The sequence below is a fragment of the Pseudomonas entomophila genome (assembly GCF_029193575.1).
GTDB lineage: Bacteria > Pseudomonadota > Gammaproteobacteria > Pseudomonadales > Pseudomonadaceae > Aquipseudomonas > Aquipseudomonas entomophila_G.
Genome location: NZ_JARGCS010000043.1, coordinates 82,578 through 96,550, shown reverse-complemented (window position 1 = coordinate 96,550; position 13,973 = coordinate 82,578). Strand labels below are relative to the sequence as shown.

The 13,973-nt window shown below is 65.9% G+C and carries 15 protein-coding genes; 8 read left to right on the top strand and 7 right to left on the bottom strand.

From position 1 onward, the window contains the following. Nucleotides 1-13 precede the first annotated feature (13 nt). Both P0Y43_RS19775 and P0Y43_RS19770 read right to left on the bottom strand, forming a co-directional pair. The gene (locus tag P0Y43_RS19775; RefSeq protein ID WP_275638951.1) at nucleotides 14-769 is read right to left on the bottom strand and encodes a hypothetical protein; all 756 of its coding nucleotides are present in this window, start codon (nucleotides 767-769) and stop codon (nucleotides 14-16) included. Between the two features lie 161 nt (nucleotides 770-930). Continuing rightward, nucleotides 931-1,878 carry a LysR substrate-binding domain-containing protein gene (locus P0Y43_RS19770; RefSeq protein WP_275638950.1) on the bottom strand — a complete coding sequence of 316 codons (948 nt, stop codon included), beginning with the start codon at nucleotides 1,876-1,878 and terminating at the stop codon, nucleotides 931-933. A 146-nt stretch (nucleotides 1,879-2,024) separates the two neighbouring features. Between P0Y43_RS19770 and P0Y43_RS19765 the strand changes: the two genes are divergently transcribed. Beyond that, the gene (locus P0Y43_RS19765; protein ID WP_275638949.1) at nucleotides 2,025-3,401 is read left to right on the top strand and encodes an L-serine ammonia-lyase; all 1,377 of its coding nucleotides are present in this window, start codon (nucleotides 2,025-2,027) and stop codon (nucleotides 3,399-3,401) included. 70 nt (nucleotides 3,402-3,471) lie between these two features. Next, entirely contained in the window at nucleotides 3,472-4,779 is a 1,308-nt protein-coding gene (locus P0Y43_RS19760; protein ID WP_275638948.1) for a serine/threonine transporter, read from the top strand. 62 nt (nucleotides 4,780-4,841) lie between these two features. On the opposite strand, the gene P0Y43_RS19755 is transcribed toward P0Y43_RS19760, so the two are convergent. Continuing rightward, the gene (locus P0Y43_RS19755; protein WP_275638947.1) at nucleotides 4,842-5,519 is read right to left on the bottom strand and encodes a DUF3313 domain-containing protein; all 678 of its coding nucleotides are present in this window, start codon (nucleotides 5,517-5,519) and stop codon (nucleotides 4,842-4,844) included. Nucleotides 5,520-5,655: 136 nt separating this feature from the next. Further along, entirely contained in the window at nucleotides 5,656-6,036 is a 381-nt protein-coding gene (locus tag P0Y43_RS19750; protein WP_275638946.1) for a RidA family protein, read from the bottom strand. A 148-nt stretch (nucleotides 6,037-6,184) separates the two neighbouring features. On the opposite strand from P0Y43_RS19750, the gene P0Y43_RS19745 reads away from it, so the two are divergent. Then, the gene (locus P0Y43_RS19745; RefSeq protein WP_275638945.1) at nucleotides 6,185-6,877 is read left to right on the top strand and encodes a tRNA (adenine(22)-N(1))-methyltransferase; all 693 of its coding nucleotides are present in this window, start codon (nucleotides 6,185-6,187) and stop codon (nucleotides 6,875-6,877) included. Between the two features lie 3 nt (nucleotides 6,878-6,880). Here P0Y43_RS19745 and P0Y43_RS19740 read toward each other — a convergent pair whose 3' ends face one another. Continuing rightward, nucleotides 6,881-7,141, bottom strand: a complete 261-nt coding sequence (locus P0Y43_RS19740) for a DUF2790 domain-containing protein (RefSeq protein WP_275638944.1) — start codon at nucleotides 7,139-7,141, stop codon at nucleotides 6,881-6,883. A gap of 114 nt (nucleotides 7,142-7,255) precedes the next feature. Between P0Y43_RS19740 and P0Y43_RS19735 the strand changes: the two genes are divergently transcribed. Further along, the gene (locus P0Y43_RS19735; protein ID WP_275638943.1) at nucleotides 7,256-8,188 is read left to right on the top strand and encodes a LysR family transcriptional regulator; all 933 of its coding nucleotides are present in this window, start codon (nucleotides 7,256-7,258) and stop codon (nucleotides 8,186-8,188) included. Nucleotides 8,189-8,194: 6 nt separating this feature from the next. Here P0Y43_RS19735 and P0Y43_RS19730 read toward each other — a convergent pair whose 3' ends face one another. Further along, nucleotides 8,195-8,485, bottom strand: a complete 291-nt coding sequence (locus tag P0Y43_RS19730; protein WP_275638942.1) for a hypothetical protein — start codon at nucleotides 8,483-8,485, stop codon at nucleotides 8,195-8,197. Nucleotides 8,486-8,568: 83 nt separating this feature from the next. Then, complete coding sequence (locus P0Y43_RS19725; protein ID WP_275638941.1) at nucleotides 8,569-9,855, bottom strand: MFS transporter; 1,287 nt, start codon at nucleotides 9,853-9,855, stop codon at nucleotides 8,569-8,571. 207 nt (nucleotides 9,856-10,062) lie between these two features. Between P0Y43_RS19725 and P0Y43_RS19720 the strand changes: the two genes are divergently transcribed. The 4 genes from P0Y43_RS19720 to P0Y43_RS19705 all read left to right on the top strand — a co-directional run bounded on the left by P0Y43_RS19720 (nucleotide 10,063) and on the right by P0Y43_RS19705 (nucleotide 13,958). Further along, nucleotides 10,063-10,938 (top strand): AEC family transporter, encoded by an 876-nt coding sequence (locus P0Y43_RS19720; protein WP_275638940.1) that lies wholly within the window; start codon nucleotides 10,063-10,065, stop codon nucleotides 10,936-10,938. A gap of 188 nt (nucleotides 10,939-11,126) precedes the next feature. Continuing rightward, nucleotides 11,127-11,810 carry an alpha/beta fold hydrolase gene (locus P0Y43_RS19715; protein ID WP_275639025.1) on the top strand — a complete coding sequence of 228 codons (684 nt, stop codon included), beginning with the start codon at nucleotides 11,127-11,129 and terminating at the stop codon, nucleotides 11,808-11,810. Between the two features lie 82 nt (nucleotides 11,811-11,892). Continuing rightward, complete coding sequence (locus tag P0Y43_RS19710) at nucleotides 11,893-12,567, top strand: heavy metal response regulator transcription factor (protein WP_275638939.1); 675 nt, start codon at nucleotides 11,893-11,895, stop codon at nucleotides 12,565-12,567. Further along, nucleotides 12,564-13,958, top strand: coding sequence for a heavy metal sensor histidine kinase (locus P0Y43_RS19705; protein WP_275638938.1), 1,395 nt, complete (start codon nucleotides 12,564-12,566; stop codon nucleotides 13,956-13,958). Before P0Y43_RS19710 ends, P0Y43_RS19705 begins: the two co-directional genes overlap by 4 nt. The last annotated feature ends 15 nt before the right edge of the window (nucleotides 13,959-13,973 follow it).

Here is a 13,973-nt window from a genome sequence, read left to right as displayed (position 1 = left end):
CGGCGGCGCGCTTTCAGGAAGGGATGATCCACTTCTGGTTGGTGTACAGGTAGGTGGCGCTGTTGCTGAAGGTCAGGTCGATCTCCTGGGCATTGGAGCGCGAGTCGCTGAACATCGTGCTGGTCTCGATGTTCTGCTCGAACCACACCAGGATGCTTTCCTTCGGTGTGAGGCTGGTGGTGCCCGCGACGATCGGGCTGGGCGAGACGTAGATCGGCGTGCTGACCTGGGTGCCATCGATGCCGGTGGACAACTGGTTCAACCCGGGGTGGATGGAGCCGTACTTGTTGAGCATGGTCACGGCGGTTTCCGGGCCACCCGTGGTGGGTGGCAGCAGCCGCCCGGCTTCTGTCAGCACCGACTGCTGGCCGAGCCCGATATCGACCAGTTGGGTCTGCGCCTTGACCCGCACGCTGTCTTCGAAGGTGTTGGTGCCGAACAGCTGGTACTGCGGCGTCCAGCTGAAGATGTTGTTGCTCAGGTACTTGCTGTACGACTGCCAGACCACGTTGTACGCCTGGTTGCCCACACGCTTGGCGAAGCAAAGGCGGTACCCGGCGGCTTTCAGTGCGTCGAAATCCTCGTCGGCGATCTGGATCGTCACCGATTTGGCGGCAGCGGCCAGCACGCTGCCCAATAGCCGGGCGTAGTGCTCATGGGTGAGTTTGTCGGTGTGCCCGAGCAGGTCCTTGATCGCGCGCTGCACCTGTTCCTGGCGCTGTTGGGCATTGGCGGCGTCCTGTTTGCTTACGGCGTTCGAATGGCTCATGGTGCTCCCTCGTTCCTTGGGTTGGCTTGTCTAGTGGCCGGTGCGCGATTGGGTAGCGCCTCGGCCTGGCCACGTTAGGGCGGGGGGAGGGTGGGGCGAAGTAACAGGACGTATCGCATGGGCGTGATACGTGGGTGTGCTTGCCCCGCGATAGGGCCCGTTCAGACGCCATCAACCCCTAGCGGATGCAGCACCCGAAACGCCTGCGCCTCCTCCACCAGCCAGTCATGCACGGCCCGCGCTCCTGGCTGGGTCAACCCGCCCGGCGGGTACAGCAGCACATAGCGCTTGTGATTGGGGATCGGCACGCCGAACGGCACGATCAGGGTGCCGCGCTCCAGTTCATCATTGAGCAATGTGCGCCGGGCGATCGCCACGCCGACGCCGGCGATGGCCGCCTCGATGGTCAGGTGGTTGCGGTTGAACGTGTGCCCTCGGCGCACATCCAGCCCGGCGGCACCGATGCCGTTCAGGTAGAACTCCCACTCCGCATATTCCGAACTGCCGCGCCAGGCGGTGATGTCGTGCAACAACGGGTAGTGCGTCAGATCCGCAGGCCCATGCAGCGGCGGGCGGCCACGCAGCAGGGCCGGGGAGCAGACCGGGAAGATCTGCTCGTCCAGCAGTGGCGTCGACAACATGCCCGGGTAGCTGCCGTCGTTGAGGTCGATCGCCAGGTCGAAGTCGCCCTCGTGCAGCGCCTGCTTGCTGTCCTCGGCTACCAGGCGCAGTTCGATGTCCGGGTAGCGCTGCTGGAAGCGCGGCAGGCGTGGCGTCAGCCATTTGGCGAGGAACGAGGGGATCGAGCGCAGGCGCAGGGTACCGCGGATCTCGCCGACATCCAGGCGCAACAGCTCGGCCTCGATGCTGCCGTAGGCCTCCGCCACCGTCTGCGCCAGGCGCTGGCCTTCGGCCGAAAGCTCCACACCGCGCGCGCGGCGCAGGAACAGCTTGAAGCCCAGGCGCTCCTCGAGCTGGCGCATCTGCTGGCTGACCGCCCCGGGGGTGATGTGCAGTTCTTCGGCGCAGCGGGTGAACGAAAGGTGCCGGGCCGCACAGGAGAACACATGCAGCCAGACGAACACCTGGCCGTTGAGCTGTCCTTTCATCGTTTAGTCCTGCTAAAGGCTTGCTTAGGAATTTTCGTTGGTCATCGCCGAACGAGCGCGGCAGTATCGCGCAAATTCGCAGCGCCCATCAATTTTTCCGGAGGGCCGAGCCGCGGCGAGCTTCGTGGCGGCAGGCAGGCATTAGTATGGCTATCAGTGTTTTCGACCTTTTCAAGATCGGCATCGGCCCATCCAGCTCCCACACCGTCGGCCCCATGCGGGCGGCGGCGACCTTCGCGCAGGCCCTGCGCGAGCGTGGCCTGCTGGCCCGGGTGCAGCGGGTCGAGGTGCGCTTGTATGGCTCGCTGTCGGCGACCGGCGTCGGCCACGCCACCGACCGTGCCTGCCTGCTCGGGCTGATGGGCCAATGGCCCGACCGCATCGACCCGCACAGCATCGAACCGCGCATCGACCAACTGATGGAAGAGCAGTGCCTGATGCTCGACGGCAGCCACCCGGTGACCTTCCACTACGGCCGCGATATGCGCCTGCTGGACGAGAACCTGGCCTACCACCCCAACGCCATGAGCCTGGAAGCGCTAGGCGAGCAGGGTTGCCTGCTGGAGCAGACCTACTACTCGATCGGCGGCGGGTTCATCGTCGAACAGGCCGAACTCGACGCACCGGCCAGCGATGCGCCACAGGTCGAGTTGCCCTACGAGTTCTCTTCCGGCGCCGAGCTGTTGGCCCTGTGCAAGGCCCATGGCCTGAGTGTCAGCCAACTGATGATGGCCAATGAGCGCGCCTGGCGCAGCGACGTCGAGATCCGCCAGGGCCTGCTGAATATCTGGGCGGCGATGCGCGAGTGCGTCGACAACGGCCTGCGCAACGAAGGCATCCTGCCCGGCGGGCTCAAGGTCAAGCGCCGCGCCGCCAAGCTGCACCGCAGCCTGCAGGAGTTGGGCAAGCCCAACGTGATCGGCTCGACCCTGAGCGCCATGGAATGGGTCAACTTGTTCGCCCTGGCGGTCAACGAGGAAAACGCCGCCGGCGGGCGCATGGTCACCGCGCCGACCAACGGTGCGGCGGGCATCATCCCGGCGGTGCTGCATTACTACATGAAGTTCAACCCCGACGCCTGCGACGACGATGTGGTGGCGTTCCTGTTGGCAGCGGCGGCGGTGGGCATCTTGTGCAAGAAGAACGCCTCGATCTCCGGTGCCGAGGTCGGCTGCCAGGGCGAGGTCGGTTCGGCCTGCTCGATGGCCGCCGCGGGCTTGGCCGAAGTGCTGGGCGCCACACCGCCACAGCTGGAGAACGCCGCCGAGATCGCCCTGGAGCACAACCTGGGGCTGACCTGCGACCCAGTCGGTGGGCTGGTGCAGGTGCCGTGCATCGAGCGCAACGCGATCGCGGCGGTGAAAGCGATCAACGCCGTGCAGATGGCCTTGCGTGGCGATGGCGAGCATTTCATCTCCCTCGACCGGGTGATCCGCACCATGCGCGACACTGGTGCGGATATGCATGCCAACTACAAGGAGACCTCGCGCGGCGGTTTGGCTGTCGCGTTCGTCGAGTGCTGACCTGACAGCAGCACGCCCCCGGAACACCCCGCTGCACCAGCAACAAAAACAACTACAAAGGCGACAACCGATGACTGATCTACAAAGCACCACGACTGTTCGTGCGGGTTCGGCTGCCCAGGCTTCGGCCACGGGCTCGACCACCTGGAACCGCCACGACACCACTTGGGCCCTGGGCCTGTATGGCACGGCGATCGGCGCCGGCACGCTGTTCCTACCGATCAACGCCGGGGTAGGGGGCTTCTGGCCGCTGCTGATCCTGGCGCTGCTGGCCTTCCCCATGACTTTCTACGCGCATCGCGCGCTCACCCGTTTCGTGCTTTCTGGCCGACGTGGTGGCAACGAGGACATCACCGAAGTGGTGGAAGAACACTTCGGCACCGGCGCCGGCAAGCTGATCACCTTGCTGTACTTCTTCGCCATCTTCCCCATCCTGCTGGTCTACAGCGTTGCCTTGACCAACACCCTCACCAACTTCCTCGAACACCAGTTGCACATCACGCCACCGCCGCGCGTGGTGCTGTCGCTGCTGCTGATCTGTGGGTTGATGATCGTGGTGCGCTGCGGCCAGCAGATCATCGTCAAGGCCATGAGCGTGCTGGTGTACCCCTTCGTCGCCTCCCTGCTGTTGCTGGCCCTGAGTCTGATCCCCAATTGGAACGGGGCGTTCTTCGCCCAGGCCAATGAAGGGCTGAGCGCCTCGAAACTGCTGCTGACCCTGTGGCTGGCCATTCCGGTCATGGTGTTCTCGTTCAACCATTCGCCGATCATCTCGGCCTTCGCCGTGGACCAGAAGCACCGCTACGGCGCCGACGCCGACCGCAAGAGCGGCCGCACCCTGGCCATCGCCCACCTGATGATGGTGCTGACGGTGATGTTCTTCTGCTTCAGTTGCGTGCTGGCCCTGAGCCCGGCCGACCTGGCGGCGGCCAAGGCGCAGAACATCTCGGTCCTGTCGTACCTGGCCAACCACTTCCAGACCCCGGTGATCGCCTTCGTCGCGCCGCTGATCGCCCTGGTGGCGATCACCAAGTCGTTCCTGGGCCACTACATCGGTGCCAGCGAAGGTTTTCAGGGCATGATCGTCAAGAGCCTGCGCGGGCGTGGCAAGGTGTGGTCGGCCAAGCGCCTGGACCGCGTGACCGCGCTGTTCATGGTGCTGGCGTGCTGGGTGGTGGCGACGCTCAACCCGAGCATCCTGGGCCTGATCGAAAGCCTGGGCGGGCCAGTGATTGCCTGCCTGCTGTTCCTGATGCCGATGTACGCGGTGCGCAAGGTGCCGTCGTTGCGTCAATATTCGGGCGCTTTGTCCAACGTGTTCGTGGTGCTGGTGGGGCTGATCACCTTGTCGGCGATTGGTTACAGCGTGGTGTCCTGAGTTCGTCAGGGGCCCGCTCCTACAGGGAATACTTGGTTCTTGTAGGCGCGGGCTTGTGGCCGTCAGCGTTTTTTGTCGCGCAACGCCACAAAACTGCGGCGCATGTCACTGGCCCAGCCATCGAGCACGGGTTTCACATCTTCCAGCGTCAACTGTTGGGTGTCGTTCTCCAGGTCCTTGCCAGCTCCCTTGCGCACCACCTGGGCCAGCACCTTCTGGTTCCCGCCATCGAGGAAGGCCGCTTCCACCGCGATCTCCACCGCCTGGTCACGCCCACCGGCCGCCGTGTTGACCGCTGCGGCCACCAGGGCGATGGGGATCACTTCATAGGGCTTGAGCCCCTCGGTATGGGTGGACACCGCGGTGATCGCCGGGCGGACCACGATGGTGCCTGGCCCCGGTGCTTGCACCAGGGTCAGCACACTGCCCAGTTCACGGCGCAGGGCGTCGTTGAAGTAGCGGGTGATCGCCTGCAGGGTCTGCTCGGAAATCACCGCCGTCGGTTGCGGCTTGGGGTAGAACTGGCTGGGCTCGATGAACACCTGGCGGTACTGGCTGGCATCGATGCCTGGGTCGACCCAGCGCATCACCGGGGCCCCGGAGATGCTTTCGGCAGGCTTGAGGCGGCTGTAGTCCTTGAGAAACCCGGAATACTGGCTCGGATCGACGCGAGTGCTGGAGCAGGCGGCCAGGACGAGCAGGGCAGCGCCTAGCAGGGTGGCGCGAGGCAGTGGTTTCATGATGTGTGGCGTCCATTGGGGGGAGGCCAGAACAACGCTAGCAGGTGATGGGCGGATGGCCAGTCGCCGTGTTTCGCCCGTAGCGCCGCCATCGCGGGGCAGGCCGGATCGCCGCACCGCGATGGCGGTGCAATGCTCAGCCCTTGGCCGCCATCGCCGTGACTTCCACACGCATCCCCTCGAACGCCAGCGAGGCCACGCCAACCGCCGCACGCACCGGCCACGGCTTGGCGAAGAAGCGCTTGTAGACCTCGTTGAAGGCCGCGCGGTCGGCCATGTCGGTGAGGTAGATGGTCAGGTGCAGCACGCGGTCCATCGAGCTGCCCGCCCGCTCCAGGGCGTTCTTCAACGCCTGCAGGGTGCATTCGCTCTGGGTGACGATATCGCCCAGCTCCAGCTCGCCATCGGCACGCACGGGGATCTGCGTGGTGACCAGCACGCCGTTGTATTCGGCCACGTCGGAGGAAATCGACTCGACGTCCGGGTCGGGGGTGAAGGTGATGCCTGTCTGTGCCATGAAGGGTTCTGCCTTGCTGGGTAAGGAAAAAGCGCAAGCCTACGCGAGCGACCAACATCGGTCGAGCCGCAGCGCCCGTCGCCCACGCATTGAATTGCCGGGCCGTGGCGGTCAGAATCGCGCCCGGTTTTCACGCAAGGGGTTGGAGTTGAACGAACAGACACTGTCCAGGCGCCTGGAACGGGTCGCGGCGCAAGTGCCGGCGGGCGCGCGCCTGGCCGACATCGGCTCGGACCACGGCTACCTGCCCGTGGCGCTGATGCTACGGGGCGCCATCGAGGCCGCGGTGGCCGGTGAGGCGGCGCAGACGCCATTCGCCTCCGCGCGCAGGAACGTGCGTCGCAATGGCCTTGAGGAGCGGATCAGCGTGCGTCTGGCCGATGGCCTGGAAGCGATAGCGCCGGGCGACCGCATCGACGCGATTACCCTGTGCGGCATGGGCGGTGAAACCATCCGCGACATCCTCGAGGCCGGCCGCCAGCGTTTGAACGGGCAGGAACGGCTGATCCTCAACCCCAACGGTGGCGAGCGCGAGCTGCGTCAGTGGCTGATGGGCAACGGCTACCGGATCGTCCACGAGGAACTGCTGCGGGAAAACCGCTTCGACTACGAGATCATTGTCGCCGAGCAGGTCGGTGAGGTGGCCTACAGCGCTCAGGAGCTGTACTTCGGGCCGCTGCTGATGCGTGAGAGGAGCGAGGCGTTCCTGGTCAAGTGGCAGCGCATGCTGCGCCAGAAGCAACAGACCCTGGCGCACTTCGAGCGCGCACGCGAGGTGCCCGAGGACAAGGCGCGGGACTTCGCCACGCAGGTGCAGTGGATCAACCAGGTGCTGGCCTGAAGGTTACAGCTGCGAACAGTTGCCCATTTGCTGGTAGGCGATCTCGTGGGTTTGCCCCTGGTGGTCGACGTAGACCATGTGCGCGGTGCCCACTTGGCAGTCGGCGTCGTTGCTGGCCGGGGTGATGGAGATCACCTTGGCGACGTCCAGCGGCATGCCGTATTCGTACGGCTGGGCATTGACGGGCTGCTGGGCGGGGGCGGCGACGGCCGCAATCGAGGCGAAGGCGCCGCAGAGGGCGAGCAAGGCGAGTGAACTTTTCATGGCAAGCTCCATGTGAATGTGTAGCCAATGATGTATTCATTTGCGTTTCACAATAAATGGGCTAATGCGTGATAGATTCATGCCTTGTATGTACGAATATGGAGCCTTCCCCTTATGGACATGCTGCATGCCATGCGTACCTTCGTCCGCGTGGTGGAATGCGGCAGTTTCGCCGCTGCCGCCAACGCCCTGGACATCTCTGCCGCGCAGGTATCGCGGATCGTCGCCGAGCTGGAAAACCAGTTGCAGACCCGCCTGCTGCACCGCACCACGCGCCGCCTGCGCATGAGCGAGGCGGGTGAGCGCTTCCTGGAGCGGGCGCGGCAGATCATGCTGCTGACCGAAGAGGCCATGGACGAAGCCCGCGGCGCGCACCTCACCCCGCGCGGTCACTTGCGCTTTCATTGCCCCTACGGCCTGGGGCTGTTGTTGATGCCGTTGGTGGCACACTACAACGCCACCTGCCCGGAAGTGGTGATGGAGCTGACCCTCTCCCAGCGCAACCCCGACCCGCTGGCCGAAGGGCAGGACCTGGTAATCACCGTGGGCCAGGCCCTGCCGGACTCGCAACTGATCGCCATCCCGCTGGGCAGCATCTACAGCATCCTCTGCGCATCCCCCGAATACCTGGCGCAGCACGGCGTGCCCGAACGCCCGGAAGACCTGCAGCAGCACCGCTGCCTGCGCCTGATCGACCCGATGTTCGAAGAGCACTGGTCGTTCGGCGACGGCCCGGAGGGTTTCAGCATGGTGCCCCAGGACACCTTCCTCACCAACGTCGCCGACGCCATGCTGCGCGCCACCGAACTGGGCATGGGCATTGGCCTGGTGCCGTTCTACTCGGCCAGCCAGGCCATCGGCGAAGGGCGACTGTGCCGGGTGCTGGGCGAGCACCGCTTGCGCGAACGGGCGGTGTATGCGCTGTATCCGTCGCGGCATTACCTGGATGCCAAGGTGCGGACCTGGCTGGACCTGATCAAGGTGCAGTTGTCGGTGCTGTTCCAGGCGCATGAACAGGTGGTGGATGACCGACGCTATTGGCGCTGACGAGCGCTAGCGGCTGTCCTGATCCTCGGCCGTGCCGCCGGATGCACCGGCACCACTGCCGGTCGCCTCACCGGTGCTGTTCGAACCACCCGCAGCGCCATCGGCCGCATCGGGGTGGCTACCGGTGTCGTTGCTGTCGTTGCTTTTGCCCTCGCTGGTGCTCTGGCCATCCGGCGGCGACTGTTCAGTCTTGGGTGGGGTACCGGTGCCGTTCAGGTCTGTGGCGGCGAAGCTGGCGCCACCAGCGAAGCCTAGGGTCAGCGCCAAGGTCAGGGTGAGTGGGTGAATGCGGAGCATGTTGCGTCTCCTTCGGAGGATGATCGTCCTAGGTTCGGCCGCACAGGTTCGCAAGGGTGCCCGCCGATCGACGGGCGGTGCCCTCAGGCCGGCGAGCGCTCCCCACTCAGCGCATCGACCATCGGCGCATGCTCCTGCGCCGCATGCATCAACTCCTCGGTCACCCGCAACTCGGCCCCGGTCGGCGAGAAGGTCGCCGCGCAGGCGAAGGGCGCCGGGTGCGCAGCGGCCGGGCGCTTGCCTCGGCGCCAGAGGAAGAACGTCACCATCGCCAGGTTGATCACCGCGAAGGCCCAGAACAACCCGGCCTCGCCGTAGCGGGTCATCACTGGCGAGATGGCCAGCGGGCTCATCGCCGAGCCCAGCGAGTTGATCAACAGCAGGCCCTGGATCATCGGCACCAGGGCATCGGCGGGCGCGCGGTCGGCGGCATGGCTGACGGCCACCGGGTACACCGCGAACACGCCGCCGCCCAGCAGGAACAGCAACGCCGGCAGCCACGCCGAGGTGGGCGGCAGCAGCACGATCAGCAACGACAGCGCCACACACACAGCGCCCAGGGTGATCAGCACGTCCTGCCGGTCCTTGCGGTCGGACCAGCGCCCCACCGGGTATTGCAGCAGCATCGCGCCAAGGATCACCCAGGCCATCATGCTGCCGACTTCGCCCACCGTCAGGCCGATGCGTTGCAGGTAGAGCGGCAACAGGGCATACACTGCGGCGATGGCCACGCCCGAGCCGAAACAGCCAACCAGCCCGCTGGGCGTCACCCCCAATAGTTGACGGGGCTTGAGCGGCTCGACGTGCTCCAGCAACGGCGACACCCGCGGCAGGATGACGATTGGCATCACCGACAGCGCGGCGAGCATGCCGGCGACCATGAAGGGTGCGGTGTCGCCCATGCCGACCAGCTTGCCCAGCAACGCCTGGCCGAGCACGCCCGCGCCGTACAGGGCGATCATGTACAGGGCCAGCAGGCGCCCGCGGATCTTCGCGTCGCCGGCCAGCAGCAGCCAGCTTTCGATCACCAGGAATACCCCCACGGTGGCCCAGCCGTTGATCAGCCGCAGGACGAACCAGCCCCAGGTGTCGACGAACAACCCCTGCAGCAGGATGGTCGCGGCGATCAGCGAGGCGAAGCTGCTGTAGGCGCGGATATGGCCGATGCGCAGGATCAGCCGGTCATTGAACAGCGCGCCGAGGGTCAGGCCGATGAAGAAGCCGGAGGAGACCACGCCGATCATGGTCGCCGACGCGCCGTCGGCGCCCAGGCGCAAGGTGGTGAGGGAATACAGCAGACCATTGCCCAGAGCAACGATGAACAGCCCGAGCAGGGGCGCCAGCGCCATGGCCAGCAAACGCACAGACATACAGACCTCAAAAAGCGGAAACGCGCGGGGGAGGGGAAAGGGGGCGCGCATTCTACGCATTGCCGGGCATTTGCCAAAGCCTGCGGCCCTGCGACCGGAGGCCGCAGTCATTGGCGGTGTTTGTGCCGGCCCCATCGCGGGGCCGGCGAAGACAAACCCGGAGGCAATTCCCCATAATGGGCACCCCACCCGGAAGGATCCTCCGACATGCTGGCTTCGCTGCTCGCCGTCCTGGCGCCAGTCTTCATCACCGCCGCCATCGGCTACACCTGGGCACGCAAGGGCCTGGACTACCCAACCGAGTTCATCGCCCGGGTGGTGATGACCGTCGGCACGCCATCGCTGGTGCTTTCGACCCTCAGCCGCACCCGGCTCGAACCCACGGCGTTCACCAGCATGGCGCTGGCCTGCGTGCTGTGCCTGCTCGGCATGGCGCTCGCCGGTTGGCTGGTGTGCCGCGCCTCGGGGCAGCATTGGCGGGTACTGATGCCCGCGTTCATGTTCCCCAACACCGGCAACATGGGCTTGCCGATCAGCCTGTATGCCTTCGGCGAGCAGGGCCTGGCCTTGGCGGTGGCGTTCTTCCTGACCCTGTCGATCTTCCAGTTCACCCTGGGCATCGCCATGTCCGGCAGCAGCGCCTCGTTCAGGGCACTGCTGCGCAACCCCATCGTCATCAGCCTGGCGGTGGCGCTGCCGCTGATCTTCTTCGATCTCAAGCTGCCGGCCTGGCTGGCCAACACCGTGGACCTGCTTGGCGGCATGACCATTCCGCTGATGCTGCTGACCCTGGGCGTCTCGCTGGCGAGCATCCGCCCACGCCACGTGGGCAGCGGTGCGCTGCTGGGTGGCCTGCGCATCGTCCTGGGCGGCACGGTCGGCTGGGGGGTTGGCGCGGCCCTGGGGCTGGGGCCGCTGGAGCATGCGGTGCTGGTGACGCAGTCGTCGATGCCCGTGGCGGTGTTCAACTACCTGTTGGCGGTGCGCGCCAACCGCGCGCCGGAGCAGGTGGCCAACCTGGTGATGTGTTCCACCGTCTTGTCGTTGGCCTGGTTGCCGGCCGTGCTGGCGTGGTGGCTCTAGCTTCGTCATTCTTTTGTAATGACCGCGTCATGCCGTCGTTTCCCCCGGCTTTCTAAAGTGGCCCAACCCTCAGCCAAGCCCGGAGACCCGCCATGAAACTTCGTTCGCTCATTCTTGCCTTGTCCCTCGCCGCAGGTGCCATCGGCACATCGTCCGCCTGGGCCGCCAGCGCCGCCGCCAATCAGGAGGTGAAGAACATCGTGCTGGTGCACGGTCTGTTCGCCGATGGCTCCAGTTGGGGCAAGGTGATCCCGTTGCTGCAAGCCAAAGGCCTGCACGTGACGGCGGTGCAGAACCCCACCACCTCGCTGGACGCTGACGTTGCGGCGGTCAAGCGCGCCCTGGCCCGCCAGGACGGGCCGGTGATCCTGGTCGGTCACTCCTACGGCGGGATGGTCATCAGCCAGGCCGGTGACGACCCGGACGTCAAGGGCCTGGTGTACATCGCCGCGCGCGCCCCCGAGGCCGGCGAGGACTACCCTGCGCTCACCAAGCGTTTCCCCGCGGCCCCAGCATCCGCGGGCCTCAAGTGGTCCGACGATGGTTTCGGCCAACTGACCGAAGCGGCCTTCGTCAATGACTTCGCCGGTGACTTGCCCAAGGCCGAGGCCGAGGCGTACTACGCCGTGCAGCAGCCGATCGGCGAAGGGATCAAGAGCGCCAAGACCAGCGTTGCAGCCTGGAAAGACAAGCCGACCTGGTACGCCGTCTCGACGCAGGACCACACCATCGACACCGAACTGCAGCGTTTCATGGCCAAGCGCATGAACGCCCACACCGTCGAGCTTTCCGCCAGCCACGTGTCGCTGCTGTCCCAGCCCGAGGCGGTGGCCAAGCTGATCATGCAGGCCGCCCACGTGCCCGGCCAGTAAGGCCCTCGCGCTATACTCACGCGACCTGCGAAAGGGCGGCCTTGGCCGCCCTTCTTGCCATGCCCTGGAGGCCCCTGGCCCTGTGAAGATCCTGATCATCGAAGACGAACCCAAGACCGCGCAGTACCTGGCCAACGGCCTGGTCGAGGCGGGCTACGGCGTCGACTGCGCCAACAACGGCGTGGACGGCCTGCACCTGGCCCGCGAGACGCCCTACGACCTCATCCTGCTCGATGTGATGCTGCCGGAGATGGACGGCTGGACGGTCATGCAGCGCCTGCGCGCCCAAGGCCGTACCCCGGTGCTGTTCCTCAGTGCCCGCGGCACCCTGGAAGACCGCCTGCGCGGCCTGGGCCTGGGTGCCGATGAATACCTGGTCAAGCCGTTCTCGTTCGCCGAATTGCTCGCGCGCATCCGCATCATCCTGCGCCGTGGCCAAGCGCCGGCTCAGGAGCAGGTCCTGTCGCTGGCCGACCTCATCGTCGATATCGGCAAGCACCGCTGCGAACGCGCCGGTGTGCGTATCGCCCTGACCAACAAGGAATTCAAGCTGCTGGTGTGCTTCCTGCAGCACACCGAGCAGGTGCTGTCGCGGACCTTCCTGGCCTCGCGGGTGTGGGACATGAACTTCGACAGCGACACCAACGTGGTCGATGTGGCCGTGCGCCGGCTGCGGCAGAAGATCGACGAGCCATTCGCGGTGCGGCTGATCCACACCGTGCACGGGGTGGGCTACCGCTGCGAGTTGGAAGCGTGAAGCGGCTGTCGTTGACCGCGCGCCTGGCACTGCTGTTGGCGACCTTTTCGTTCGTCACCCTGGTGCTGCTGGGCGGCGCGCTTTACGTGGCGCTCGCCCGTCAGCTGGCCCTGCGCGACGACGGCGCGTTGCTCGCGCGGGTGGAGCAGATCCGCACCTTGCTGCGCGACCTGGATGCCCGCCAGTTGATCGACGAAAAGCCACAGCTGTTCGCCAACATGCTGGGCAACACCGAATCACTGCTGGTGATCCGTTACGCCGGGGCCACGCCGCTGCTGGTGGTCAACCCCGGCCAGCGGCCGATCCCTGACGTCACGCCGCTGCCGGCCGACCAGCCGCTGGCCCTGGGTGACGTGCGACGTAGCGTCATGGCCGACGGCAGCCTGTTCATCTACACCGCCGTGACCAGCGAGGCGCGGGGTGGGCGCCCGCCCTTGGAGATTCTCTCTGGTCGACTGCTGAGCGAGCGCACGCGCATTCTTGGGGAATACCGCGACAACATCGTGCTGTTCGCCTCGGTGATGGCTGTGCTCGCCGCCGTGCTGGCCTACCTGCTGGCCAAGCGTGGCATGTCGCCGCTGCACCGCCTGGCCCGGCAGACCGCGTCGATCGGCGTCGGCACGCTGTCGCTGCGGCTGGAGCGTGACCGCGCGCCCGCCGAGCTCGACGCCCTCATCGTGCAGTTCAATGCCATGCTCGAGCGCCTGGAGCGCGGCTTCGAGCAGCTCAAGCAGGTTAGCGCCGACATGGCTCACGACCTGCGCACACCGATCAACAACCTGCTCGGGCAGACCGAAGTCGGCCTCGGCCTGCCACGCGACAGCGCCTACTACCAGCACCTGCTGGGTTCGAACTTCGAGGAGTTGCAACGGCTGTCGCGGATGATCGACAACATGCTGTTCCTGGCCCGCGCCGAGCATGCCGACCACGCCATCGAGCGCACCGGGCTGGCGGTGGCGCAAGAGTTGGCGCGCATCTGCGAGTACTTCGAGGACCTGGCCGCCGAGCGTGATGTGCACCTGGCCTGGAACGGCCAGGGCACGGTGTGGGCCGACGCCACGTTGCTGCGCCGGGCGTTGGCCAACCTGCTGTCCAACGCCGTGCGCTTCGCCGAGCCGGGGAGCACGGTCGAGGTCACGGCGCGCAGCGAGGCAAATGGGGTGGTGGTCGACATCAGTAACCGTGGCCTGGCGATTGCGCCGCACCATCTACAGAGCGTGTTCGAGCGGTTCTATCGAGTGGATGCGGCGCGCCAGGGGTCGGCGCAGTCCAGTGGGCTTGGATTGTCGATCGTGCGTTCGATCATGCAGTTGCACCAGGGGCGGTGCTGGGCGCAGAGCGCTGACGGGGTGACCCGGTTCAGCCTGTGGTTTCCCTCTCAAAATATATAAGCCTATATAACGATA

Coding starts and splice junctions, on each gene's coding strand:
- P0Y43_RS19750 (WP_275638946.1), bottom strand. CDS start 6,036: ATGGCACAGACAGGCATCACCTTCACCCCCGACCCGGACGTCGAGTCG.
- P0Y43_RS19740 (WP_275638944.1), bottom strand. CDS start 7,141: ATGAAAAGTTCACTCGCCTTGCTCGCCCTCTGCGGCGCCTTCGCCTCG.
- P0Y43_RS19765 (WP_275638949.1), top strand. CDS start 2,025: ATGGCTATCAGTGTTTTCGACCTTTTCAAGATCGGCATCGGCCCATCC.
- P0Y43_RS19755 (WP_275638947.1), bottom strand. CDS start 5,519: ATGAAACCACTGCCTCGCGCCACCCTGCTAGGCGCTGCCCTGCTCGTC.
- P0Y43_RS19720 (WP_275638940.1), top strand. CDS start 10,063: ATGCTGGCTTCGCTGCTCGCCGTCCTGGCGCCAGTCTTCATCACCGCC.
- P0Y43_RS19735 (WP_275638943.1), top strand. CDS start 7,256: ATGGACATGCTGCATGCCATGCGTACCTTCGTCCGCGTGGTGGAATGC.
- P0Y43_RS19725 (WP_275638941.1), bottom strand. CDS start 9,855: ATGTCTGTGCGTTTGCTGGCCATGGCGCTGGCGCCCCTGCTCGGGCTG.
- P0Y43_RS19760 (WP_275638948.1), top strand. CDS start 3,472: ATGACTGATCTACAAAGCACCACGACTGTTCGTGCGGGTTCGGCTGCC.
- P0Y43_RS19775 (WP_275638951.1), bottom strand. CDS start 769: ATGAGCCATTCGAACGCCGTAAGCAAACAGGACGCCGCCAATGCCCAA.
- P0Y43_RS19770 (WP_275638950.1), bottom strand. CDS start 1,878: ATGAAAGGACAGCTCAACGGCCAGGTGTTCGTCTGGCTGCATGTGTTC.
- P0Y43_RS19730 (WP_275638942.1), bottom strand. CDS start 8,485: ATGCTCCGCATTCACCCACTCACCCTGACCTTGGCGCTGACCCTAGGC.